Origin of the sequence: Pedobacter jamesrossensis, assembly GCF_042650905.1 — a bacterium.
GTDB lineage: Bacteria > Bacteroidota > Bacteroidia > Sphingobacteriales > Sphingobacteriaceae > Pedobacter > Pedobacter jamesrossensis.
This window is the reverse complement of record NZ_JBHSBY010000105.1, coordinates 1-25,696: the sequence shown is the minus strand read 5'-3', so window position 1 is coordinate 25,696 and position 25,696 is coordinate 1. Positions and strand designations below refer to the sequence as shown.

The window sequence follows — 25,696 nt, the reverse complement described above, 5'->3', positions numbered from 1 at the left end:
GTTAACCCTTCAGGTAGTATTAAAGATAGTATTGAAGTGTCCAAAATAATAATGTTGTACAAAATTAAATAAACTTCTCAACTCCCCAACTTTTTTGCTTGATCCCTTTTTTGCTTGATCCATTCTTTGCCCCAAACTTCACCCAATAAAAAAACGAAACCCCCTAAATGAAACATTTAGAGGGTTTTTGATACAATTTGTATCTGTCTTTGTCGGGATGGCAGGATTCGAACCTACGACCTCCTGCTCCCAAAGCAGGCGCGATACCGGGCTACGCTACATCCCGAACTAAGGTATCACCTTTTTTTAAATCCTTTTTTAAAAGTGGATTTGAACTTTTTTTGTCGGGATGGCAGGATTCGAACCTACGACCTCCTGCTCCCAAAGCAGGCGCGATACCGGGCTACGCTACATCCCGAACTTGGTATCTTCTTTTTCTTATTTCTAAGGGCTGCAAAGTAAAGGTTTTAAAATGATAATTCCATTTATTTTTGCAATTTTATTTTTCTTGCGGAGAGGGCGGGATTCGAACCCGCGGTACCGTTACCAGTACGACAGTTTAGCAAACTGTTCCTTTCGGCCACTCAGGCACCTCTCCTATTCCTTAAAATTTCGCCCTACCGACGTTGTTTTGAGGTCTGCAAATATAGTAAAACAACCTATTCCACAAAAAAAAATTACAAAATTTGTTGATAATCTATTCGAACATGATAGATACTCATTAACATCGTCTTGAATATCAATTTGATAGTCTCAATATCTTTTAATGTTAAATCGCAATTATCTAATTGATTTTGCTCCAATTTATAGTTAATTATCCTTTCGACTATGTCATTTATGTTCTGAGCATCGGGATTTTTCAGACTTCTAGAGGCAGCTTCTACCGAATCTGCCAACATTAATACACCAGTTTCTTTACTAAAAGGTATTGGACCTGGGTATCTAAAAATGTTTTCATCAACAAATTTTTCTGGTGAATTTTTAAGAAATGACTGATAAAAATAATCGACACGTGTATTTCCGTGATGTGTACGAATAAAATCAATTATTGCTTCTGGTATTTGATTTTTCCTTAAAATTTCTATTCCCTTATGAACATGTTGAATAATTATCTGTGCACTTTGCTCGTACGGAAGCTTATCATGTGGACTTACTGCTGTATTTTGATTCTCTATAAAATATTGCGGATTATCTACTTTTCCAATATCGTGATACAATGCTCCGGCTCTAACCAATACAGAATTACCTCCGATTTTAAAAATAGCAGCCTCAGCTAAATTAGCAACCTGTAAGGAGTGCTGAAAAGTTCCTGGAGCCTTAAATGCTAGCTCTCTAAGTAATTTATTGTTTGTATTGGTAAGTTCGATTAGTGCAACATCCGATGTTATTCCAAATACTCTTTCAAAAATATAAATTAAAGGATAAGCTAGAAGAGATAGTAAAACACTGAAAATAAATGGCACAAAATTAATCCACTGAATTTCTCTAAAAGACCCTTCGCGAAGCAAAGCTATCCCTATGAAAGATACAAAATATGCTGAAAGTATAAAAAGAGCTGAAACCAAGAACCTTTCTCGCTTCACAAAGTTTTTGATACTAAAAATCGCGACCATGCCTGCAGTAACCTGATAAAAAACAAATTCGAAGCTATTTGCCACAAAAAAGCCTGCAATCAATATAACCAACATGTGTAAGTAAAGTGCTAATCGTGTATCAAACAGGATTCTGATTATTATAGGAACAACGCAAAAAGGTATATAATATAAGCTGGCAATATTCATTTTCAGCGCCCAAGTGAGCGCAAGAAGCATTCCGGTGGTTACGATTAAGATCAAAGACAACTGCCGATTATCAGAAAAAATATCTCTACGGAAAAGAAACAAGAAAGACATTAATATCGAAATTATAAACGCTACTAAAACTACTTGTCCTAAATAAACCAAAGTTCGACTTCCTATAGTTTTGGTTTGAGCATCGTAAGTTGCTTTATAAGATTCGAGCTTTTGATAAATTTCATCATCAATAACATCGTTTTTAGCAACAATAAGTTCACCTTTTTGTACCATACCTTTAGTGGTTGATACATTACTTACCGTGTTTTCTCTAATAACTTCTGTTAATCTCTCATTAAAAATGATGTTTGGTGTAATATGATCTTCAGCAAGGTTGTTTACCAAATCTTGCATAACCTGATTTGGCGCCTTAAAATTTGCCTTAAAATATTGAAGCGCAGTTTCTGCAGTAAAAATATCCTGAGTATTCTTTTGTGTTGAAATATTGTTCTCCAACAAGGCAAAATCATAATTTTTACCCGAAGTTTGATACTTAACATTTAAACCGATTATACCTTTTTGATAAATATATTGTAACAGTTTGGAAGAACTGCTTTTATAAATGGCTTTATCTTTATCATCAAGCTGACCAGAACGCCATTTGATATCAAATTCATTCAGAAAACCTTCTAGCGCATCATTAGTTAAATCTTTATCAATTTGATAAACTGGTAAAACATCACGAAGTGCGTCTTTCTTATCCGTACTAACCTGAGGATTGGTTTTTAAAATTGCGAATGGAAAAGGAGAAATTAAATCCTTGTTCATCCAAACCTTTCCTTTTTCAAACTCATACCTGAAACGAGGTTGCTTAGGTAAAAAAAGTGTAATAACGAATACCGTAAACATCATCATCAAATATTTCAAATTTGATGAGTACTTACGATAAAAGATTTTATGTGAATTTTTCTTGATTTTGGCCAAAACGATATAAATATATTGCTGTCAAAAATAACATTTTTATCTAATATACATTTTAAGGTTTTTGTTTGCAATTACCATTTTTTATATTTTACTTTATGATATCAAATTAATATCAATTATGTATCAGGAAAAAATCATTAACCCACCATCGGGTTATTTAACATTCGCATTATTTTTAGCACTATTAGGTGCCGCTGTTTTTTGTTTTGTTACAGAAAGCTTTATCTGGGGAGGCTGCTTATTAGCTTTCAATTTTTTTCTTGTACTACCAGGTTTAATTATTAACAACCCCAACGAATCGAAAGTATTAACCTTATTTGGCAAATATGTTGGAACTGTTAAAACAGACGGTTTCTTTTGGGTAAATCCTCTAACAAGTAAAAGAAAGGTTTCTTTGAGGGCAAATAACTTAAATGGGCAACAATTAAAGGTTAACGATAAACTCGGAAATCCGATTGAAATAGCTGCAGTGGTAGTTTGGAAAGTTAATGAAACTGCAAAAGCTATATTTTCAGTAGAAAACTATATGCAATATGTGAACATACAAAGTGAGGCCGCTGTAAGGCATTTAGCTAATATTTTCCCTTATGACCATGCTGAGGGTGAAGAAACAAGCATCACTTTGAAAGATGGTGCAGAAAAAGTTAGCGAACTTTTGGAGAATGAATTGAATGAACGTTTATCAAGAGCTGGAATTGAAGTTTTAGAAGCCAGAATATCGCACTTGGCTTATGCACCAGAAATTGCGAGCGCAATGTTACAACGCCAGCAAGCTACCGCTGTTATTGCTGCAAGAAAGCTAATTGTAGAAGGTGCAGTAGGTATGGTAGAAATGGCTCTAGAGAAATTATCGCAAAAAGGAATTGTAGAATTAGATGAGGAACGTAAAGCGGCAATGGTTAGCAATCTGTTAGTGGTTTTGTGTGGGGATAGACATGTTCAACCTGTTGTAAACACTGGTACGCTTTATAATTAATGGAATTTATAGAGAAACAAAGGTTAAAACTTTGGTGGTTATATATTTTAATAGGTATTGATGCAGTAATTGTACTTTGTATAGTGCTCTTCGATAAAGGTGGGATGAATCTGCAAGATTTAAAAAATGTTTATTTCGCCCCAATCTGGGCTGTGCTACTTCCATTTTCAGTTATTTATGCCATTCAGAAAAACATTTTAACCTTAAAAATTAATGAAAATGGCGTATCGTATAAATACTTTCCATTTACCAGAAGTTTTAAGCTTTACAACTGGAACAGTTTAGATAAGGTTTACATAAATAAATATGATGCTTTAGGAGATTATGGCGGTTGGGGTATTCGCTATCGATTATGGTTTAAGTTTAGAGATAAAGCTTACATATTAAATGATGGCAATAAAGGTTTGCAATTGGAATTCAAAAATGGAAGGCGAATACTCTTCAGTTCAAACAATAGGGATGAATTAGAGTTATTTCTGATTAATCTTAAAACAAGATTTAAAATACAAGCAATACAATAAGAATGGCTGAGAAAGATAAAAAAGCTTTTGTATTAAGAATAAGTCCAACGTTACTAAAAGAGGTTGAAATTTGGGCATCCGATGATTTTAGAAGTACGAATGGACAAATTGAATTTTTGCTAAATCAAGCAATCAAATCCAGAAAAAAAACCAAATCGAAGGAAGAATAATTTAAAAGAGCATAGATATACAAACCTATGCTCTTTTGCTTTAAATACTGATTTACAACATTTAACCGCCGTATAAGCTAAAATAGATTTTACAGCGTTTATCCAATATTAAAAAATGTATAACTTAGCGGCCTAACCAAAAATTCATAAAATTTAGTTTACATGAGAGAAGTTGTAATTGTTTCGGCTGTAAGAACAGCTATTGGAAGTTTTGGCGGTTCATTAGCTCAGTTTTCTGCTACCCAATTGGGTGGATTTGCTATTAAAGCCGCCGTAGAACGAGCAGGCTTAAAACCAGAACAAATTCAGGAAGTTTATATGGGCAATGTGCTTTCGGCTAATTTAGGTCAGGCACCTGCTACACAAGCAGCCAAATTTGCAGGCTTGCCAGATTTACCCGCTACTACAATTAATAAAGTGTGTGCATCTGGCACCAAAGCAATCATGCTTGCAACACAAAGTATTGCCAATGGCGATAACGACATTATAGTTGCAGGTGGTATGGAAAGTATGAGCAATGTACCTTATTACCTAGATAAAGCCAGGAATGGTTATCGTTTAGGTCATGGTCAGGTAACGGATGGTTTAGTAAAAGATGGACTATGGGATGTTTACAACGATTACCACATGGGCTCAGCTGCAGAACTTTGTGCTACAGATTGTAATATTAGTCGCGAGGAACAGGATAATTTTGCAATTGAATCTTACAAAAGAGCACAAGCAGCACAAACATCTGGCAAATTTGCAAGTGAAATTATTGCCATTGAATTTAAAGATAGAAAAGGTGAAATTACCATAATAGATACTGATGATGAACCAACTGCTGTTAAATTTGAAAAAATACCTGGATTAAAGCCAGTATTTAAAAAAGACGGAACGGTTACGGCTGCTAATGCTTCAACATTAAATGATGGTGGAGCAGCTTTGGTTTTAATGAGTGCAGAACGTGCAAAAACGTTAGGAATTAAACCTTTAGCAAAAATTTTAGGTTTTGCAGATGCTCAACAGGCACCAGAATGGTTTACCACAGCGCCATCAAAAGCGATTCCTTTAGCTTTGCAAAAAGCCAATATTGACATTAAAAATGTAGATTTCTTTGAAATTAACGAAGCTTTTTCAGTAGTTTCTATTGCAAATAATCAAATATTAAATCTTGATGATAAACAGGTAAATGTGAATGGAGGAGCCGTTTCTTTAGGTCATCCACTTGGTGCATCTGGTGCAAGAATTGTTGTTACACTTTTATCTGTGCTAAAACAAAATGATGGTAAAATCGGCGTTGCAGGCATTTGTAACGGAGGTGGAGGCGCAAGCGCTCTAGTTATTGAAAAATTATAAAAATATCTTCAATGAAAAACATCAAACTTTATTTAGTAATTTCTATTGGCCTATTCGGCTTTAAACTACAGGCTCAACAAACAACAAATAAACTTGATGTTTTTCAAGATAGTTTAAATAAAATATCAAACACGGTTTACAACGCACAAAGCGATGAAGCAAAGCTTTCTGAGAATGGAAAATTTGTTAAAAAACTAGTTGAAGCGCTTAAAGAGCCGAATTCTTTCAGTTATCCTTTCGACTCTTTAAAAACAGTTTCAGTAATTAAATCTCCCGACCAGCTTTTTAGAACACTTTCTTGGTATGTGCAACTAGAAAATGGAACTTATCGTTATTATGGTGCCATCCAAATGAATAACAAAAGTGGTTTGAAGTTATTTCCGTTGATAGACCAAACCGATAACATTGCAGACCCCAATATTATTACAACTAACCAAAAGTGGTTTGGAGCCAGATATTACGAAATTATCCCAGTGGTATCGTCTGCTAGATTACCTTATTATGTTTTGCTAGGTTGGAAAGGAAATACTTTAGAAACAACTAAAAAAGTTATCGAAATTCTTTCTTTCGACAAGGATAATGCAAATTTTGGAATGCCAGTATTTGATGGCAAAGAGCTTAAGGGCAAAAATCGAATAATTTTTGAGTATAATAAACAGAACGCAATGGTTTTAAAAACAGATAAAAATGCTGGACTTATCGTTTTTGACCACCTCTCTCCTTTCGACCCGGAAATGGTTGGTAAATTTCAATTCTATGGTTCGGATGGAGATACAGATGCTTTTAAAATAATTGGAGGAAAATTGAAACTTCAAGAAAACGTTGTACTAAAAAATGAAGCTAACAGTAGTGATGCACTTTATGCAGATCCAACCAAAAACGTTAAACCAATTCGTAAATTCTAAAGGGGTAACTACTTCATTGATTTGTATATGAGTTAAAAATTTGTTTGAATGCCTCCTCGTTACTATATTGCGCCTTATTTTATTGGTGGATTAAGAACAAATCCGATTATAAATTTTGATAAACTAAACTTAATATTCATTAAATTTTAAACATGGCGTTAGAAACTGTTGCCCTGGCCGAAGATCGAGCACTTGATGCGCATTTGGAAAGTAATGGCGTAGAAACAAAAAAACTTATAAATCATCCGGTTGGATTATTTGTATTGTTTTTTACAGAAATGTGGGAAAGATTTAGTTACTACGGAATGCGATCTTTATTGGTTCTTTTCTTGGTAAGTGAAGCAAGTAAAGGTGGCTGGAGCTGGACAAGACCAGAAGCTTTACAATTATACGCCTGGTACACAGGTTTGGCCTATTTTACACCAATTATAGGTGGTTTAATTGCCGATAGAATAACAGGATATAGAAAAGCTGTTATTTTAGGTGGATTAATTATGACTTTAGGTCATGCAACAATGGCTTTAGAAGGCGTTAGTACAAATCTTTTTTACTTAGGGTTATTTTTTCTAATTACTGGTAACGGATTATTTAAACCAAATATCTCTTCTATTGTTGGTAAACTTTACCCACCAACAAGCGATAAAAAAGATGCTGCATACACAATTTTTTACATGGGAATTAATTGTGGCGCCTTTTTAGGAATGTTAATGTGTGGATATGTTGGCGAGAAAGTTGGGTGGCATTACGGATTTGGTTTAGCCGGAATATTTATGTTTTTTGGAATGCTTCAGTTTTATTTCGGACAAAAAATATTTGGTGTTTTAGGCGCAGCGGTAAATAAAACAGAAAAAGTTGTAGATCCTACAGAGGAAGTTTTACCTCCAAAAGTGATAAGCCAACGCCTTTGGGTTGTAGCCATATTATCGATATTCACAATTTTCTTTTGGATGGTTTTCGAACAGGCAGGTGGCTCAATGACAATCTTTGCAAAAGATTATACACTACGAAATTTAACCGGAACTGCAGGCACAACTTTTAAGTGGGTTGATGGCATACTAACAATTTTCCCCTTGGTAGCAGTAACGGTTGTTTTATTAACCTTAGCATTTAAAATCGCTAAAAAATATCCTATAACAATTTTCTTTACAGCACTTAGTTTTGTAATAATCTGGGGATTAGCAATTTGGAAAGTCCAAAAAGAATTCAGCTCATTAACTACAGAAGTTCCGGCTTCTTGGTTTGGTATATTAAATTCATTTTTCATCGTAACCTTAGCTCCTTTTTTCTCTAAGTTATGGGAAACCAAATTTAATCCAGGTGGACCCGTAAAATTCGGAATGGGATTAGTTTTCGTAGGTATTGGCTTTGCCGGATTAGCTTACGGCGGAATGGACATTGCAAGAGGTGCATCAACTGCACAAGTAAGCATGTTCTGGTTAATTTTTGCCTATTTCTTCCATACCGTAGGCGAACTTTGTGTTTCTCCTGTAGGTTTATCTTATGTAAGTAAATTAGCACCAGCTAAATTAGTTGGGTTAATGTTCGGATTTTGGTTTACCTGTACCGCTATTGGAAACTGGCTTGCTGGTACAACCGGTGGATTAATTGATAAAATCAGTTCAGAATATTCTATATCTACGTTCTTTTTAATTTTTACTTTTATACCAATTATAGCTGGATTAATTATGTTTGCAATAAATCCAATTCTTAAAAAATGGATGAACGGCGTTCATTAATATTTCATACAAAATATATGATTCAAAAGCCCGAAATTCGGGCTTTTGAATTTTAAACAAAATTACATGAATCAGGCACAGACAATAGAAGATATTCAAAATTTCGAAGGAAAATACCCTAAACAACTTTGGTATTTATCTTTAGTAGAAATGTGGGAACGTTTCTGCTTTTATGGAATGCGTGGCGTATTAGCTTTTTTCATGGTAGATCAGCTTGGTTTAAGTGACCAAAAATCTAACTTGCAATACGGTGCAATTCAAGCTTTTGTTTACGCTTTTACCTTTATTGGAGGGATATTTGCCGATAAGATTTTGGGCTTCAGAAAATCACTTTTCTGGGGTGGTTCTTTAATGATTATCGGAAATCTTATCCTTGCATTTTCTCCACACGATTTATTTTACATCGGAATTACGTTATCTATTATCGGTACAGGCTTCTTCAAACCGAATATTTCATCAATGGTTGGTGAATTATATCATGAAAAAGATAACAGAAGGGATGCTGGATATGGCTTATTCTACGCCGGAATTAATGTTGGCGGATTATTAGGTGGCGCATTGTGCATATATTTGGGGAAATATTACAACTGGCATTTATGTTTTTTATCTGCTGCTTTAGTTATGATCTTTGGCTTAGGAACTTTCATTTTCACTAAGAAACATCTAGGACCAATTGGAATTTCTCCTCTTTTACATTTACCAGAAACAAAACAAAAAATTTATGAAATAGCTACATATATCGGTTCTTTACTATGCATTCCATTAATTTTTATAATGGTTAGAAACACAGCATATACCGATTATTTCATGTACACAATTGGTGTAGTTGCCCTAATTTACTTCTTATTCGAAACCTTAAAAATAAAAGATAAAAAAGCTCAATATAAACTGCTGGCCGCTTTTGTTTTCATTTTTTGCTATTTCATATTTATGGCTATTTCCGAGCAAAGCGGTGGCTCGCTATCATTGTTTGCAAAGGACAATTTAGACCACAAAATTCTTTTCTTAAACATTGACCCTAATGTTGTTAACAATAGTGTAAACTCGTTTTTTGTTATTGTATTTAGCCCAATTATAGGGATTTTATGGCTGGGCTTATATAAACGTAAACTAGAGCCAAACACCGTAGTGAAGTTTGGTTTAGGTTTTATTTTATTAGCAGCAAGTTTTTATGTTTTTTATGCAACCAGATTTTTTGCTAATGTGCAAGGTATTAGTTCTCTAAATGTTTTCACTTTTGCTTATTTATTGCTTACACTGGGTGAATTATGCATCGGACCAATTGGCATGTCGATAATCACTAAACTTTCTCCAAAGAAAATGTTCGGCATGATGATGGGCTTGTGGTTTTTATTCAGCGCATTCGGCCAATTAGCTGCAGGAAAATTAGGTGCAGAAATGTCGAGTATAGACAATGCAACCTTACCTACCAAATTAATTGCTTACACAGAAGGTTACAAATCGCTTGCTTTATATTCATTAATTGCAGGATTAGTTCTAATTATATTCTCACAATTGATTAAAAAATTAATGGCAGAAGTAAGGTAAGCATCATTTTAACAGAATTTAACCCGTTTCAATAGTATTGATACGGATTTTTTCACTTTAAATATTTACTTTCGTGCCTTTCTTAGCGAAATGCGAAGAGCACAAACAAATTAAATTTACAATACAACGTGTCCGATAGTTTAGTCATCATACCTACGTATAACGAGAAGGAAAATATTGAAAAAATTATCCGAAAGGTATTTTCTTTAACCCAACCTTTTCATGTTTTGATTATTGATGATGGTTCTCCTGATGGCACTGCTGATATTGTAAAATCTTTACAGGCAGAATATTCTGGTCATTTATTTATTCAGGAACGTTCGGGTAAACAAGGTTTAGGAACAGCTTATATTTATGGATTTAACTGGGCATTACAGAAAAACTATCCTTACATCTTCGAAATGGATGCTGATTTCTCGCACAATCCCGACGATTTGGTTCGTTTACGGGAAGCCTGCGTTAACGGAGCTGATGTAGCTGTTGGTTCTCGTTATGTTAAAGGTGTAAATGTGGTAAACTGGCCAATGGGTAGAGTTTTAATGTCTTACTTTGCTTCTATGTATGTTAGGTTAATTACCCGGATTAATATTCAGGATGCTACCGCTGGCTTTAAATGCTATCGCAAAATTGTTTTAGAAACGATTCCTTTAAACAAAATTAAATTTGTGGGTTATGCTTTTCAAATTGAGATGAAGTTTACAGCAATAAAATATGGTTTTAATGTTGTAGAAGTTCCAATCATTTTTACAGATAGAACGGAAGGCACATCAAAAATGAGTACTAAGATTTTTAGAGAGGCTTTTCTAGGTGTTATTCAAATGAAAGTTAATAGCTGGTTTAGAAGCTATCCAAGATAATCACTTATTTATCTTATTTTCTCTAATCATCAAACCAAAATCTTGTTTTTTGTACATTGCATTTACAATCATTACCAATCTTTTCGTACGTGTAGGTTCTGTTTTAGCCGTATTTAACCAATTGATAAAATAATTTTGATGTGATTTGGGCATTGATAAAAATTGTTCAATCAGTCCTTCTTCTTGAAACAAACATATTTCTAAATCTTCAGGCATATCAATTTTAAAATCTTTATCTTCTTCCAGGTAAAGTTTTACAGAATTACCAGCTTCCTTTTTTAGTTTTTTACGTAGCTCTCTTTTTAACGCAATAATAAAATCGCCTTCTCCCATCGGAACAGTTGCCATGCCATTAATTTCAACATTATCAATCTTACCTTTTATCCTAAAACTTGTTTTACAGTTGGCTTTAATTTGATTAGCTAATGAAGCAGGGATAAAAACATAACTCCAGCCAGTTTTTTCACCCATTTGTTCGAACTGTTCTATTTCAGCATTAAAGTGAATCATCAATATTATTTTTTAAAATATAATGTATACTCCTACCGCCACCTTTAGAAATTAAAATACCCAATTGCTCCAACTCTTGTAAATCTCTCGTAGCAGTTGCTTTTGAAATTTTATTAATAGAGATATATTTCTTCGCAGTCATTCCACCTTTAAAGCCATCCGAACCAAAACTATACATTTTATGCAATGCCTTCTTTTGTCTCTCGTTTAGCTTATCTTTAAAATAATCAAATGTTTTAATTTTATCCAGTGTAAAATCTATTGCCAGTTTTGCATTAATTTGAGCATTTAATGCGGTTTCTACAAAGTATTCGATCCAGCTAGATACCTCATTATTTTTTTGAGCATTCTTTAAAGCCTTATAATAAGCATTCTTATTTTTACCTATCACTCCTGAAAGGCTGAGCATTACAGGACGCCCTAAAGTTTGGGATAAAGCTTTTTCTGCAATCGCTCTACCAATACGTCCATTTCCATCTTCAAAAGGATGAATACTTTCAAAATATAAATGAGCAATTCCTGCTCTAATTACTGGATCCTTAATTTCTTGCGAACCATTAGGCATACTTTCATTAAACCAAAGAACAAAATTTTTCATTTCTTTAGGAACTTTAGATGAAGGAGGCGCTTCAAAATGAACTTCTTCGTTGCTTAAATTTCCAGAAACAATCCTCATCGGTTCATCACTTTTTCTCCAAACGCCAGTATTAATATGATTACTTTCTCCTAATAAGAGTTTATGCCATCGGTACAAAGTTTCCTCATCTAATTGCTTCTCAAAACCATTTCTAACATCTATCATTAGATCAGCAACACCCGACGCTCTCCTATCGCTAATTATTTCGGGCGTTTTGTTTAATCCTAAATTATTTTTGATGGATGACATTACATCTTCCCTACTCAAAAATTCGCCTTCTATTGCTGATGTTTTTATTGCTTCAGATAGAATCATCTCCAGTAAAGTTTCTTGTCTAATATCTTTGGGCAATGCTTTTAATAAAGCATTTACTTCTCCGGTTTGCTGAGCAAAATCATAAAGCTTATCTTCAATTCTTTTAATAGAAAACTTAAAATTTGGCCAATCCGATTGTTCCCAATTATATTGCATGAGCCGAATATACGATTTATTTGGCTCATAAAATAGCTAAATCATGAGCCGAATAAATTGCTATTCGGCTCATGATTACTTTTTATTAATCAACAGCTACAGGATTCATATATATATCCAACTTCGCAAATTTTAAAACCTCTATGCTCGGAAAATTGAAATCCTCAACAACCTTCCCTAAAATAAGATAACATCCTTTCCCTTTAAAAGGATACATCGGCGTAGTGTTTGGGAAGTGTGTGGTATCAAAAAAATCGCCGTTTGCATCTAAAAAAGTACCAAACCACATTTTAGTATTTTTAATTGTATGAACCGTTTTTTCGCAAACATAATTACCAACCATCTTTACTGTTTTACCAACATGATTATGCAAATCGGCAGCCATTACATCGCCACGATAATTTGTTTTCAAAAAGTCGAACATGTTAAAATTTAAGGGATATCCTAAAAGTTCCAACTCATTATAAGCATCTTCGATTTGCGAGTTTTCTAATTCCGGTAAGCTGTAAGATTTATGTTCTGAATTAAATAATTCGGCATGATTCAGTTTCTTTTTTTTATGCCCCAAATAGGTATAAATATCCCATAATAAAGTTTTTTTATCTTTTCCGGTAAATCTTAAAGCACATAGCCTGATTAACAAAATACACTGTTCTAAAGTAATTTGAGTACGTTTTACAAACTGCTCCAAATCTAAATAGTCGCCATTTTTTCTTCGTTCGGCAGGAATAATTTCGATAAACTTATTTTCTAAACCTTGTACACCAATAAAACCCAAATAAGCATCATTATCCTTTATATTTACCACATCATCACTTTTATTTACGCAAGGTAAATGGACTTTAGCCCCCGTTTTTTGAAGTTCATGAACATAAACCCATCTAGTATAAAAGCCCCCATAATTGTTTAATACAGCAACCATAAACTCTTTAGGGTAATAGGTTTTAAGAAATAAACTTTGGTAACTTTCTACAGCAAATGAAGCAGAATGTGCTTTAGAAAAACTATAACCTGCAAAAGAAGAAATTTGTCGCCAAACTTCTTGGATAAGTTCTTCAGAATGCCCCTGCGCTCTTGCTGATATAAAAAATTTGTTAACCAGTTCATCAAAAGCCAGTTTTGAACGATATTTTCCACTCATCGCTTTGCGTAAAATATCTGAATCTGCAAGGTCTAAACCTGCAAAATAATGACAAACCTTAATCACGTCTTCCTGGTAAACCATAACACCATAGGTTTCCTTAAGTTGCTCTTTCATCTCCTCACATAAGTACACAACCTTATCGGGTGCATGATAACGTTCGATAAAGGCTTTCATCATTCCAGAACTAGCAACCCCAGGCCTAATAATTGAGCTTGCAGCAACTAAAGTTAAATAGTTATCACATTTAAGCTTTTTAAGTAGCTGTCGCATTGCTGGCGATTCGATATAAAAACAGCCTATTGGTTGTCCTTCTTTTAAAATTTCATTTAATTTTGGATCGTCTTTAAAAGTTTTAAAATCATGTATATCAACAACATCTCCTTTATTTTTTTCGATTAGCTGAACAGCCTCGCGAATATGCCCAATACCTCTCTGGCTTAAAATATCGAACTTTTCATAACCAATTAATTCGGCTTCGTACATATCCCACTGCACCGTTGGATACCCTTTTGGAGGTAAATCTAAAGCTGTATAATAAGTTATGGGTTCTTCGGAAATTAAAATTCCGCCAGCATGAATTGAACGTTGATTTGGCATTTCCCTCATCATACTGTGCACAAGTTTTATTTTTTTATAAGTCAGGTTCTGTAAATTCAACCATTCTCTGGTAGGATCGCTGAAGCTATCGATTTCATCTTTTGCTAAACCCAAAACCTTTCCAATTTCGCGAATAATTGCCCTGTCTTTAAAAGTACTCATGGTTCCTAAAAACGCAACATGCCCTAACGGATATTTTTTAAAAATATATTTCTGAATGGTTTCGCGTTCATCCCATGCAAAATCAATATCAAAATCAGGCGGACTTGTTCTTTTCTCGTGCAAAAAACGTTCGAAATACAAATCGAGGTCGATGGGATCTACATCTGTTATGCGTAAACAATAAGCCACAATACTATTTGCACCAGAACCACGCCCAACATGGTAAAATTTACATTTACCCATTGCATACCGAACAATATCGAAGGTAATTAAAAAGTAAGCACAGTATTTTTTGAATTCGATTATCCGTAACTCTTTTTCTAATCGCTCTAATGCAACTGGGTTATTTTTTCCATATCGATATTCTAACCCCTTATAAGCTATTCGTCTTAACAAAACTTTGTCGAAATCTGCTCCTTCTCTTGTATAAGCAAATCTATTTTTAGATTGAATTACAGGCTCAAAATATGCTGACAAATCGCAATCGTTTATTAATTTTTGTGTATTATTTAAAATAAACGGATAATCATCAAAATACTTTTTCAAATCATCTTCTGAAACGAAAAATTCATCTCTCGAACATTTAAACTCATCTGGCACTTTGCTTAAAAGTGTATTCAAGTCAATTGCCCGTAAGTATTCATGCAATCTATACGTAATTTTATCGGTAATGGTAACTGGATGCAAAACAACTAATTTATCCTTTTGCTGAAGTAGCGGGTGTTTATAAAGATGGTTTAGTTGCTTATTTCGAATACCCACAAATTCATAAGAAGCTAATGTTTTATTAAAACCTTTAGAGAAAGGATAAATTATAAATACATTTTTGAAATTCGGAGCATCATCAGGCAATGGAATATTTTGAATGTTATGATAACTCAAAAACTCGTTCAGTTCCCGCATTCCTTCCTTGTTCCTCGCAATACCTAAATAAAGTAGTTTTTCATCTTTTCTAAATTCTATACCCGTAACGGGTTTCAACTGGTAGGGAATATTACCTTTTTGCACATCATCTGCTTCTTTAAAAATACCTTGTTTTGTGCATTCCCGAATAAACTCTGTAGCTCCGGTAGAGTTATTAATATCTGTTAGCACCAATTGATGAATGTTTAAAGCACGTGCTTGCGCTATAATGGTTGAAATATCCATTGTACCATATTTTAAACTATATGATGAATGCACATTCAGAAACATATTGCTAGCTGTCGGTTGGTTTGTTTACAGATGAAACATCAGAATTTATAAATGTTCTTATTCTGGATTTTTTCCGTTCTTCTTCTTTATTTCCCTCTACTTGTTTTTTTCTTGGATTGTACTTGATAACTTTTCCGTTATCGTCTTTTTGCGGTTTATTTACAATACAAGCTTTAACAACCGATTCTACACCATAACTCTGTCTAACTTTATCCATTGCCTGATATAAACCATACTCTACTTCTGAGGTATGATACAAACCGATTTGTTCAAAGCCACTTACCAAATGAGAAAGTTTAACCCCAATCAATCTCAATAACATCCTTTTACTATATAATTTTTTAAACAAATCATGCGCTTTAGTAATCAGAAAAGAATCTAATGCGGTGTAAGGGATTCGGGCTTGTTGCGTTACCGTTTCGAAATTTGCATAACGGATTGTAACTGTAATACATGCGGTAAGCTTTTCCTGGCTCCTCAATTCGAAGGTTAAATTAGTAACCATACCCGTTAGTATAGCTTTCATTTTATTAATATCCATGCTATCATTTTCAAAGGTAGTTTGTGTACCAATTGATTTTCTTTCGCGGTAAGGAACAACGGGAGAAAGATCTATTCCATGAGCCTTTTGCCAAAGGCTTAAGCCATGTTCTCCCAAAATTTTAAACATTAATTCTTGCGGAATTTCGGCAAGGGTTTCAATTTTCCGAACCCCCATTTCGCTTAGCTTCCGGTAGGTAACCTGCCCTATACCCGGAATTTTGTGTACAGATAACGGATTTAAAAATGGCCGAACCTCTGGAAATGGAATTTCTCGTTCACCATTGGGTTTACACTCATTCGTAACTACTTTGGCAACAGTTTTATTAACAGATAATCCAAAGGAAATAGGTAGTTTCATTTCTCTAATAATTGTTTGCCTTAATTCCGAAGCAAACTTCATACAGCCAAAAAACCTATCCATACCCGTCATATCGATATAGTGTTCATCAATACTTGCCTTTTCAAATAAAGGTACCCGTTGTGCTATAATTTCAGTAATCTCATGTGATGCTTTTGAATATTCATCTATATTTCCTTTTAAAAAAATTGCTTCCGGACATAGTAATTTAGCTGTTCTACCTGGCATTGCTGCATGAATGCCAAATTTACGAGCCTCGTAACTACAAGAAGTAACTACACCCCTATCAGAATTCCCACCTACAATAACAGGTTTTCCAATAAGTTTAGGATTTTTTCTTAATTCTACAGACACAAAAAAAGCATCCTGATCCATGTGAATAATTTGTTTATCCTTTTGCATAACCTAAACAATTAAAAAACAAATTTATACTAAAATAATTAGTTATTAATTTTAATTAAAATTATATTACTAACAAAATACTAACATTTTTAGTTTTATTAAAAAAACTTTTTATTTGCTTATACTGTTTTATAGGTAAAAATAAATTATGGAAAATAAACATTCTAAGATCGAAGAAAATTCGAAGAAGTCAGGAACAGCTAAGGAAAAAGCTAGTTTTGACCAAAATGGAAAAGGCGCATCAGATAAATACGGTCAGGCTGGCACTACACCAAATGAATCTGGCGAAGAAAGTGTTGGCACCACGAATAAAAATAAAAAGCAATAAGATAGGAGCTAACTTAAATTGCGCTGTAAAAAACAGATATCAAAAATGTCCTTCAACTGATTGGGCTTTAAGAAAAAAGAGACTGAACATGGTTTATGAAGTGCTACCCAAATAGTGTCTAACCTTTTAGGTACACTTCACTATGATGCAGTCTCTTTTTTTATTTCTTTAAAAAGCAAATCCTATTTTTCGTAAATACTCATTTTTTCAGCTAACTCAATTATACTTTTTATTTTAAGTTTTTGAAAAAGTCTTAATTTATAAGTACTTACAGTACCCATTTGTAATTTTAACTGATTCGAAATTTCTAAAACACCAATACCTTTAGTTAGTAATTCTGCAACTTCTAACTCTCTGCCAGATAACTTGGTAAAAGGATTATCTGCATCGTTACCTAAAATACTATTGAACATATTCTCTTTCACATTTCTGCTTGAATATCTGCTTCCTGCCAGTATTGTAGTAATTGCAGTAACGATTTCAGATTCTTCTGCATTCTTGGTTAAATAGCCAGATGCACCTGATTTTAAATATGGAACAGCATAAATATTTTCATTAAGAGATGAAAACACTAAAATTTTAGCGTTAGGCTGCACAAGTTTAATTTGATCGATTACCTTTAAATTATTACCTCCAGGTAGATTTACATCTATAATAATTAAGCTTGGCGATTTTGCGACTTCAATTAAAGCCTGCTCCATAGTAGAGGCGTTAAGAATCTGAACACCAGCCCAGTAATCAGAAATGAGATTTTTTAAACCTCGGCGAATGATCTCATGATCATCGGCAATAAGCACAGAAAAAGTACTTACGGTATTTTTTGCTTTCATTGTTTGGATATTGAGGATGAATTTGGCAATAATTAGTTCATTACGACACAGTAGTTTTCAATTTCGCAATTGGACTTTTTAGTTTCTTCAGTTTGTATTCGTAAATGTACATATATAATTAAATATGTTTAAAATAAATTACATTTTTAATATTTAGAATATTCAAAATGTAATTGACATTTGTCATCAAACCAAAAACAAGCATCTGAAATACAGGTATTTAAAAATAAAAATAACATTAAGCTATTTTTAAACATCCAACAAAAAATCTTAACTTCTGTAAAGAATCAAAATTAGTTTATTAAACTTTAATTTAAAACAACTAAAAAACGTGTTTATTTTCATTTACCTTTCTTTTATACCTAACAATTTTTAATGAGATTTTGCACAAAAAGCTTCTCAAAGTTAAACAGTACATCATTATAATATCAAGCTTAAAAAACCAGACATCTTTAGTGAATATTATCTCATTGCAAAAGAGAAAATGTTATTTAGCAATTACATTTTAGCACGAATACGGCTTAAGGTTTCGAGCCTTACTGCAAGAAAAGATGCGATGTATTTCAAAGATACTCTATTTATTAAATTGGGAAAAGAAACTAAAAATCTTTTATATCTCTTTTCGGCAGAAGATATACGGCATAAGTAAGCTCGTTCTTCTGCAGATCTATAATACAATTCCATCATTTTACGCCCTACAATATTTGCTTCTGGAAAATTATCATATAAATAATCAGAAAGTACGTGTGGAATAGCAATCAATTCAACATCTTCGATTGCCTGAAGATATTCTTCTGAATCTCCATGAAGCCATAAATTACGAATGGTACCAACAATTTCATTTTCTTTGGCTATCCATGTTGTAATTTCGGTTTTACCATCTTTAATATACCCTCTAACAACTCCCTTAATAATTAAGAAAAGATACAAATTACGATCTATAGGAGAGATAAGAAATTTATTTTTTTTAAAACTTACAGGAAAGGTATGCAGATTGATATGCTGTTCAATATCACTATTAAGTGGATGAAATTGCTTAAAAACTGAAATTATGGGAGAAAAATTATTATATTTTTTCCACTTATCTTCTTCTGATAAATTAACTGCAAGCATATTTTTTTTAAAGGTAAAGTAGTGCCGGAAGATTTTGTTTGGTTAAACATATTTACATGTAAGTATAGCAAGATAGATTTAAAAAAAGAAGTTATTTTGCTTTAAATACAGTGTAAAAGAACTTTTTTTATAGTATTTTCTCTACACCTAATCCAAAAAGTGCAAAATCATATTTCACAGGATCACCACTATCAAAAGCCCTTAAATTTTTAGTTAATTCTATAGCGGTAAGCCAGTCTGTTTGCTTGCGGTTAATTAAGCCCAGTAAACGCCCTACCCTATCTACGTGTACATCGCATGGGCAAATTAAATGAGCTGGTTTTAAAATATTCCATATACCAAAATCTACACTCTTATTATCAAACCTAACCATCCAGCGTAAAAACATATTTAAACGCTTACAAGTAGATTTTTGCTGAGGAGATGAAATGTGTTTTTTTGTACGATGTGGGAAATCTTCGAGAGAGAAAAAATATCTTCTAAAATGGTTTAAAGCTTGTTCGATATTGAAGTTTGTTTGTGATTGGAAACAGACATCAGAAGAATTAACTATTGTATTAACGACTGGGGCGGCTTCATAGTAATCATCTAAAAAAACATTTTCGCTAGGTATAAAAGCTTTTTCTAAACTATCGTGATGGGTGTAATGAAATTTAAAAAAGGAAATGAAATACAGTAAATCAGTATCGTTAAATGTTCTATGTTTAAAGTTTAAGAGCTTTTTTAAATCTTCATCCGTGTGGTTTAAAACAAAATCGTAGGGTACATTATCCATACGATTTAAAAGTTCTTTACATTTATTTATGATTGTTTTACGTTGTCCCCAGGCTAAAACAGCAGCAAAAAAGCCTGCAATTTCGATATCTTGTTTTTGGTTAAATAAATGTGGAATGCAAATTGGATCATTCTCAATAAAATCGGGCTTATTATATTGCTCAACTTTAGCATCAAGAAAATTTTTAAGATCTAAAAAATCCATTTGTTTTTAAAAAATAAATCCGACGATTGAATAGCAATAACCATTTAATCGTCGGATTAAGGAAAATTAATATTTTATTTTAATGCGTTCTCTAAATCTTCGAGTAGATCGTCTATATCTTCAACACCAACACTTAAACGTAATAAATTATCAGTAACACCTACTTTTTCACGTTCTTCTTTAGGGATAGACCCGTGTGTCATTGTAGCGGGATGATTAATTAATGATTCTACGCCACCCAAAGATTCTGCTAAAGTAAAAACTTTAAAGTTCGAAGAAACTCTGAAAGTTTCTTGCAAATCTGCACCTTTCAAAGTAATCGAAATCATACCACCAAAACCACGCATTTGCTTTTTAGCAATATCATGATTAGGGTGATCCTCAAAACCTGGCCAATAAATTTTATCAACCTTTGGATGAGTTTTTAAATACTGAGCAATTTTTTCTCCGTTTTCGCAATGCGCTTTCATACGAAGATGCAATGTTTTAATCCCCCTTAAAACCAAGAAAGAATCTTGAGGTCCGGGAGTTGCTCCACAAGCATTATAAATAAACCAAAGGTCTTTATATAGTTGCTCATCGCTTGTAACTAATGCACCCATTACAACATCTGAGTGGCCGCCAATATATTTAGTAACCGAATGCATTACTATATCAGCACCTAAATCAATTGGGTTTTGTAAATATGGGGATGCGAAAGTATTATCAACCGTTAAAATTAGATTTTTCTCTTTAGTAATTTTAGCAACACCCTCAATATCAATAACCTGCATAGTTGGATTTGTTGGTGTCTCAATCCAAACCAATTTAGTTTTATCATTGATATAAGGCAACATATTCTCTGGTTTTGATAAATCTAAAAAGTGGAATTTGATGCCGTATTTTGAAAAAATCTTTGTAAAGATCCGATAAGAACCACCGTATAAATCATTTCCAGTAATTACTTCATCGCCAGGTTGTAATAATTTTAAAACTGCATCAGTAGCCCCCATTCCACTTGAAAAGGCTAAACCATATTTTGCATTTTCTAAAGCTGCAAGACAATCTTCTAAAGCCTTACGAGTTGGGTTTGTTCCTCTTGAATATTCATAGCCTTTATTATCTCCGGGCGATTTTTGCCAGTAAGTAGAGGTTTGATATATTGGTGTCATTACTGCACCAGTTGTTGGATCAGGTTCCTGACCTGCATGTATAGCTTTTGTTGCGAATTTCATTTTAATAGTATCGAGATGTGAGTATCAAGTATCGATATAAGATTTTTAGTACATCATCTTAACTCGACCTTTTTACATTAATATTTCATTTATAGTATCACGTTAGTAAGCCCTTGCAAACAACACCCTTTGCGTTGATGGTTTACCGGAATAAATGCAGATACCATCTTCTAATTTATTATCTAAAGGAATACAACGAATGGTTGCTTTGGTTTCTTCTTTAATTTTTTGCTCTGTTTCAGGGGTTCCATCCCAATGGGCAGAAATGAAACCTGCTTTTTCATCAAGCAAGGTTTTAAATTCCTCATAACTATTTGCTTCAGTGATATGTTCATCTCTGTAAGCTAAAGCTTTATTATACATACTGGTTTGAATATCTTCTAACAATTTAATGATGTAAATATCCAATCCTTCTTGCAGAACTGTTTGCTTTAATTTTGTATCTCTACGAGCAATTTCTACTGTTTTATTTTCTAAATCGCGGCCGCCGATAGCGATACGGATTGGCACACCTTTTAATTCGTAATCTGCAAATTTAAACCCTGGGCGTTGCGTATCTCTATCATCATATTTAAATGAAACGCCTAAGCCTTTAAGCCTCATTGTTAACTCATTAACATAAGCTGTAATTTTAGCTAAATCTTCATCACCTTTATAAATCGGAACAATAACAACTTGTATTGGTGCTAGTTTTGGTGGGATAATTAAACCAGAATCGTCGCTATGTGCCATAATTAAAGCGCCCATTAAACGAGTAGATACGCCCCAAGATGAAGCCCAAACGTGGTCTAATTTACCATCTTTCCCAGTGAATTTAACATCAAAAGCCTTAGCAAAATTTTGCCCTAAAAAGTGTGAGGTTCCGGCTTGCAATGCTTTACCATCTTGCATTAAAGCTTCAATACAATAAGTATCTAAAGCACCAGCGAAACGTTCGTTAGCTGTTTTTCTACCACGAATAACCGGAACTGCTAACCAGTTTTCGGCAAAATCTGCATAAATATGAAGCATACGTTCTGTTTCTTCAATCGCCTCTTGCGATGTTGCATGAGCAGTATGCCCTTCTTGCCATAAAAACTCAGCAGTACGTAAAAATAAACGGGTACGCATTTCCCAACGTACAACATTCGCCCATTGGTTAATTAAAATAGGTAAATCGCGATAAGACTGAATCCAGCCTCTATAGGTGTTCCAAATGATGGTTTCAGAAGTTGGGCGAACAATTAACTCTTCTTCTAATTTTGCAGTTTCATCTACAACAATATTTCCATTACCATCATTCTTTAAACGATAATGTGTTACAACGGCGCATTCTGTTGCAAAGCCTTCTACGTGAGATGCTTCTTTAGAAAAAAATGACTTAGGAATGAACAAAGGAAAATAGGCATTTTGATGACCTGTATCTTTAAACATTTTGTCTAAAACAGCCTGCATTTTTTCCCAAATAGCATAGCCATTCGGCTTAATAACCATACAACCACGTACAGCAGAATGCTCTGCTAAATCGGCCTTTAATACGATATCGTTATACCATTGTGAATAATCTGCTGCCCTGCTTGTAATTTCTTTGCTCATGTTATGTATTTGGAACGTAAATTGTATGTTAAATAATGTGAAATTAAGCCACAAATTTATAAATTTATGCCTACAAAACGATTATCGACTAAAGTGATTACATTCAAATTGATAATTATTACAAATTTTGACACACACAACTAAATATAAACACAATGAAACCAATTAAATTTCTACCCATCGTAATGATAGCAGCTGCCGGGTTGGTTGCTTCATGCTCGACATCAAAATTGGCTCAAACTAATGCCAGTGATGATGTTTACAATACAACGGCTAAGGCCAGGGAAGTAGAATATCGTGCTCCCGCACCACAGCAACAACAATATTCGCAAAATGACCAGGAATATGACGAATATTATGGAACGAGCAACCCATATTATGATATGGACTACTCTTCAAGAATAAGTCGTTTTTCTAATGGTTACAGTTTTAGAGGATATTACGACCCTTACTACGATAACTATTACTATGGAAACAGCTATGGCAATACTAACTTTTTGGGTTATGGTGTTGGTGGCTGGAATAGTGGTTATGGTTTAGGCTGGAACAGCGGATTCGGTGGTGGATTTGGCTGGGGTGGCGGATTTGGTTACGGAAGCATTTGGAATAATCCTTATAATTTTGGTTACTTCGGATATAACCCATGGTATTCTGGTTGGGGCTTTAACTCTTATTACGACCGTTTCGGTTGGGGCGGCGGATATTATGGCGGAGGTTTCGGATATGGAGGTGGCTACTACGGTGGCGGCTTTGGAGGTGCTTATACCAACAGAAATAACAGACCAAGACCAAACAGAGAAAGCGACAACCGTGGTTCTTACGGAAGCACGGGTTCCAGAAATGCGCCTATAAGTGGCAATTATGGCAGACCTTCAGTTTCAACAAATAATTCTGGTAGACCAGAAAGATGGTCGAACGGAAGTAATGGTTCATCGGTAAATAATGGCCAAGGACGTGTAAGTTCAAGACCATCTCGTGATGACAGTTACAGACCACAACCTCAAACACAACAGGTTCAGCCATCAAGCAGACCAGATCGCGGAAGTTACAGCCCTCCTGCTCAATCATCAGGAAGTAGCGGCGGCGGTAGTTCGAGCGGCGGCGGAGGTGGCGGTGGAAGACCAACCAGAGGCGGAGGAAGATAATTTAGCACATACACACATTCTATAAAATGAAACTCAGATCAATTTTTATTGTGGCAGGGATAGTTCTTGCCAGCAATTCTTTATATGCCCAGTACACAAGTGATGCGCTACGTTTCTCTCAACCAGAACAGGGTGCAACAGCTCGATTTAAAGGTTTAGGCGGCGCCCAAACTGCATTAGGAGGAGATATTAGTTCTCTATCTGGTAATCCTGCGGGGTTAGGTTTTTTTACAAAATCAGAATTCACTTTTACTCCTGAATTCAACAACTTTAAGGTTGGTTCTGAATATTTAGGGAATAACCTATCAACAAGTAAAAGTAAAGCTGGGATAAACCAAGTTGGCGCCGTATTCTATTCGCCTGTTAATAAGACTAAAGGTTCAGATCTAAACAATGGTTGGGTTAGCGTAAACTTCGGCATAGGTTATAATAAAACAAATAATTTTAACCAAAGTATTACTTACGGAGGGAAAAATGCAAAAAGTTCGATGGCCGATTATTTTGCAGATATTGCTGCTAATACAGCACCAGCTAACTTAACTGTCGGTTCATTAGAAGACATGGCTTATAGTAATTTTCTTATCGAATACGATCCTAGCGGCTATTTCCCTACTACTGCTTTAAATAATAATCAGCAAAACATCATAACTCGTTCAGGTTCTCAATCTGAAGTAAATATTGGAATGGCTGGTAATTATGGCAATAAACTATATTTGGGTGTATCTTTAGGCTTAACCAATGTTAACTATACTTCTGATTTAGCTTACACCGAAAACGGAAATAATTTAACTTATACTGATCAAGACCCAGTTTTTGTAAATGGAACCTACAGTTTTGGATACAATTCTATTCAACAAACAAAAGGTAATGGTATTAATGCTAAGCTAGGTTTAATCTATAAGCCAGTTAATGAATTGAGATTAGGATTAAATTTCACAACACCAACGTGGTATAGCTTAACCGATAACTTTTCTGAAAATTTAAATACCAAATTTAAAAGAGCAGATGGTACAACTATCCCTGAATACACCAATCCATTATCAAGTTATAACTCCGAATACAGTTTAAGAACGCCTTATAAAGTTAGTGGTGGAGCTGCATATATTTTAGGAAACAGTGGTTTAATTACTGCCGATGTAGAATATGTTGATTACAGCAGTATTCATTTTTCATCAAATTTTGCAACAGAAGAAACCAACACTAACCGAGATATTGCAGCACTTTACAAAGGAAACTTTAACTATAGAGCTGGTTTAGAACTAAAAGTTGTAGATCAATTTATGGTTAGAGGTGGGTATTCGTACTCTGGTTCTCCATATAAAAACTTAGATTTTACCACACAATCATATAGTGGTGGTTTAGGTTATCGTTTTGATAATTATTCTTTGGATGTGACTTACAGACATACAAAATGGGATTCTACAAACTCACCATATACAATATCTTCAGATTATCCTGATTATAGTTTTACTGGCGCTGGTCCGACAGCTAATTTAAAAAACAGTGCAGATAACGTATTTTTAACTTTTGGCGTTAGATTTTAAAAAGAGTATTTTTAATAACGAAAAACTCCTGGTGTTTTATGAGGGCACTGAAAAAGTGGACTTAAAATAGTTTGTTTTTGCAAAGCGGATGAATGAGTTCTGAACTCTTCATCCGCTTTATTTTTTTTATGTCATTTGATATT

General features: G+C 34.0%; 21 protein-coding genes and 3 tRNA genes. 11 read left to right on the top strand and 13 right to left on the bottom strand.

Annotated features, from left to right (window positions below; all coding sequences use genetic code 11):
- Positions 1–212: 212 nt before the first annotated feature.
- From ACFOUY_RS10720 to ACFOUY_RS10705, 4 genes are all read right to left on the bottom strand, one after another.
- Positions 213–286 (bottom strand) — tRNA-Pro (locus ACFOUY_RS10720).
- 58 nt (positions 287–344) lie between these two features.
- Positions 345–418: transfer RNA gene (locus tag ACFOUY_RS10715), tRNA-Pro, on the bottom strand.
- Between the two features lie 93 nt (positions 419–511).
- Positions 512–598: transfer RNA gene (locus tag ACFOUY_RS10710), tRNA-Ser, on the bottom strand.
- Positions 599–677: 79 nt separating this feature from the next.
- Positions 678–2,684, bottom strand: coding sequence for an HD family phosphohydrolase (locus tag ACFOUY_RS10705; protein WP_378960561.1), 2,007 nt, complete (start codon positions 2,682–2,684; stop codon positions 678–680).
- 190 nt (positions 2,685–2,874) lie between these two features.
- Between ACFOUY_RS10705 and ACFOUY_RS10700 the strand changes: the two genes are divergently transcribed.
- The 8 genes from ACFOUY_RS10700 to ACFOUY_RS10665 all read left to right on the top strand — a co-directional run bounded on the left by ACFOUY_RS10700 (position 2,875) and on the right by ACFOUY_RS10665 (position 10,807).
- Entirely contained in the window at positions 2,875–3,732 is an 858-nt protein-coding gene (locus ACFOUY_RS10700) for an SPFH domain-containing protein (RefSeq protein WP_378960559.1), read from the top strand.
- Positions 3,732–4,253 carry a hypothetical protein gene (locus ACFOUY_RS10695; protein WP_378960557.1) on the top strand — a complete coding sequence of 174 codons (522 nt, stop codon included), beginning with the start codon at positions 3,732–3,734 and terminating at the stop codon, positions 4,251–4,253. Before ACFOUY_RS10700 ends, ACFOUY_RS10695 begins: the two co-directional genes overlap by 1 nt.
- A 2-nt stretch (positions 4,254–4,255) precedes the next feature.
- Complete coding sequence (locus ACFOUY_RS10690) at positions 4,256–4,423, top strand: Arc family DNA binding domain-containing protein (protein WP_378960556.1); 168 nt, start codon at positions 4,256–4,258, stop codon at positions 4,421–4,423.
- A 162-nt stretch (positions 4,424–4,585) separates the two neighbouring features.
- Positions 4,586–5,761 carry an acetyl-CoA C-acyltransferase gene (locus ACFOUY_RS10685; protein WP_378960555.1) on the top strand — a complete coding sequence of 392 codons (1,176 nt, stop codon included), beginning with the start codon at positions 4,586–4,588 and terminating at the stop codon, positions 5,759–5,761.
- Between the two features lie 11 nt (positions 5,762–5,772).
- A complete protein-coding gene (locus ACFOUY_RS10680) occupies positions 5,773–6,666 on the top strand; it encodes a hypothetical protein (protein WP_378960554.1) in 894 nt (297 codons plus the stop codon).
- 152 nt (positions 6,667–6,818) lie between these two features.
- The gene (locus tag ACFOUY_RS10675; protein WP_378960553.1) at positions 6,819–8,402 is read left to right on the top strand and encodes a peptide MFS transporter; all 1,584 of its coding nucleotides are present in this window, start codon (positions 6,819–6,821) and stop codon (positions 8,400–8,402) included.
- Between the two features lie 66 nt (positions 8,403–8,468).
- Entirely contained in the window at positions 8,469–9,950 is a 1,482-nt protein-coding gene (locus ACFOUY_RS10670) for a peptide MFS transporter (protein ID WP_378960552.1), read from the top strand.
- A 128-nt stretch (positions 9,951–10,078) separates the two neighbouring features.
- On the top strand, positions 10,079–10,807 hold the full coding sequence (locus tag ACFOUY_RS10665) for a polyprenol monophosphomannose synthase (protein ID WP_378960550.1): 729 nt from the start codon (positions 10,079–10,081) through the stop codon (positions 10,805–10,807).
- On the opposite strand, the gene ACFOUY_RS10660 is transcribed toward ACFOUY_RS10665, so the two are convergent.
- The 4 genes from ACFOUY_RS10660 to dinB all read right to left on the bottom strand — a co-directional run bounded on the left by ACFOUY_RS10660 (position 10,808) and on the right by dinB (position 16,825).
- Entirely contained in the window at positions 10,808–11,317 is a 510-nt protein-coding gene (locus tag ACFOUY_RS10660; RefSeq protein ID WP_378960549.1) for a YdeI/OmpD-associated family protein, read from the bottom strand.
- Entirely contained in the window at positions 11,304–12,425 is a 1,122-nt protein-coding gene (locus ACFOUY_RS10655) for a Fic family protein (protein ID WP_378960548.1), read from the bottom strand. The genes ACFOUY_RS10660 and ACFOUY_RS10655 overlap by 14 nt, the downstream gene beginning before the upstream one ends.
- An 85-nt stretch (positions 12,426–12,510) precedes the next feature.
- Positions 12,511–15,522, bottom strand: a complete 3,012-nt coding sequence (gene dnaE / locus ACFOUY_RS10650) for a DNA polymerase III subunit alpha (RefSeq protein WP_378960547.1) — start codon at positions 15,520–15,522, stop codon at positions 12,511–12,513.
- Between the two features lie 4 nt (positions 15,523–15,526).
- Positions 15,527–16,825 (bottom strand): DNA polymerase IV, encoded by a 1,299-nt coding sequence (dinB, locus tag ACFOUY_RS10645; protein WP_378960546.1) that lies wholly within the window; start codon positions 16,823–16,825, stop codon positions 15,527–15,529.
- 148 nt (positions 16,826–16,973) lie between these two features.
- Between dinB and ACFOUY_RS10640 the strand changes: the two genes are divergently transcribed.
- Positions 16,974–17,153: a hypothetical protein gene (locus ACFOUY_RS10640; protein ID WP_378960545.1), complete on the top strand. Its 180-nt coding sequence runs from the start codon at positions 16,974–16,976 to the stop codon at positions 17,151–17,153.
- A gap of 182 nt (positions 17,154–17,335) precedes the next feature.
- Here ACFOUY_RS10640 and ACFOUY_RS10635 read toward each other — a convergent pair whose 3' ends face one another.
- The 5 genes from ACFOUY_RS10635 to proS all read right to left on the bottom strand — a co-directional run bounded on the left by ACFOUY_RS10635 (position 17,336) and on the right by proS (position 22,864).
- Positions 17,336–17,983: a response regulator gene (locus tag ACFOUY_RS10635; RefSeq protein ID WP_378960544.1), complete on the bottom strand. Its 648-nt coding sequence runs from the start codon at positions 17,981–17,983 to the stop codon at positions 17,336–17,338.
- A gap of 498 nt (positions 17,984–18,481) precedes the next feature.
- A complete protein-coding gene (locus ACFOUY_RS10630; protein WP_378960543.1) occupies positions 18,482–19,096 on the bottom strand; it encodes a Crp/Fnr family transcriptional regulator in 615 nt (204 codons plus the stop codon).
- A gap of 127 nt (positions 19,097–19,223) precedes the next feature.
- The gene (locus ACFOUY_RS10625; RefSeq protein WP_378960542.1) at positions 19,224–20,075 is read right to left on the bottom strand and encodes a TIGR02757 family protein; all 852 of its coding nucleotides are present in this window, start codon (positions 20,073–20,075) and stop codon (positions 19,224–19,226) included.
- Between the two features lie 74 nt (positions 20,076–20,149).
- On the bottom strand, positions 20,150–21,289 hold the full coding sequence (locus ACFOUY_RS10620) for a cystathionine gamma-synthase (RefSeq protein WP_378960541.1): 1,140 nt from the start codon (positions 21,287–21,289) through the stop codon (positions 20,150–20,152).
- 102 nt (positions 21,290–21,391) lie between these two features.
- Positions 21,392–22,864: a proline--tRNA ligase gene (gene proS, locus ACFOUY_RS10615; RefSeq protein ID WP_378960540.1), complete on the bottom strand. Its 1,473-nt coding sequence runs from the start codon at positions 22,862–22,864 to the stop codon at positions 21,392–21,394.
- Between the two features lie 155 nt (positions 22,865–23,019).
- On the opposite strand from proS, the gene ACFOUY_RS10610 reads away from it, so the two are divergent.
- Together ACFOUY_RS10610 and ACFOUY_RS10605 are read left to right on the top strand one after the other, a co-directional pair.
- Positions 23,020–24,009: a hypothetical protein gene (locus ACFOUY_RS10610; RefSeq protein ID WP_378960539.1), complete on the top strand. Its 990-nt coding sequence runs from the start codon at positions 23,020–23,022 to the stop codon at positions 24,007–24,009.
- A gap of 26 nt (positions 24,010–24,035) precedes the next feature.
- On the top strand, positions 24,036–25,553 hold the full coding sequence (locus ACFOUY_RS10605; RefSeq protein ID WP_378960538.1) for an OmpP1/FadL family transporter: 1,518 nt from the start codon (positions 24,036–24,038) through the stop codon (positions 25,551–25,553).
- The last annotated feature ends 143 nt before the right edge of the window (positions 25,554–25,696 follow it).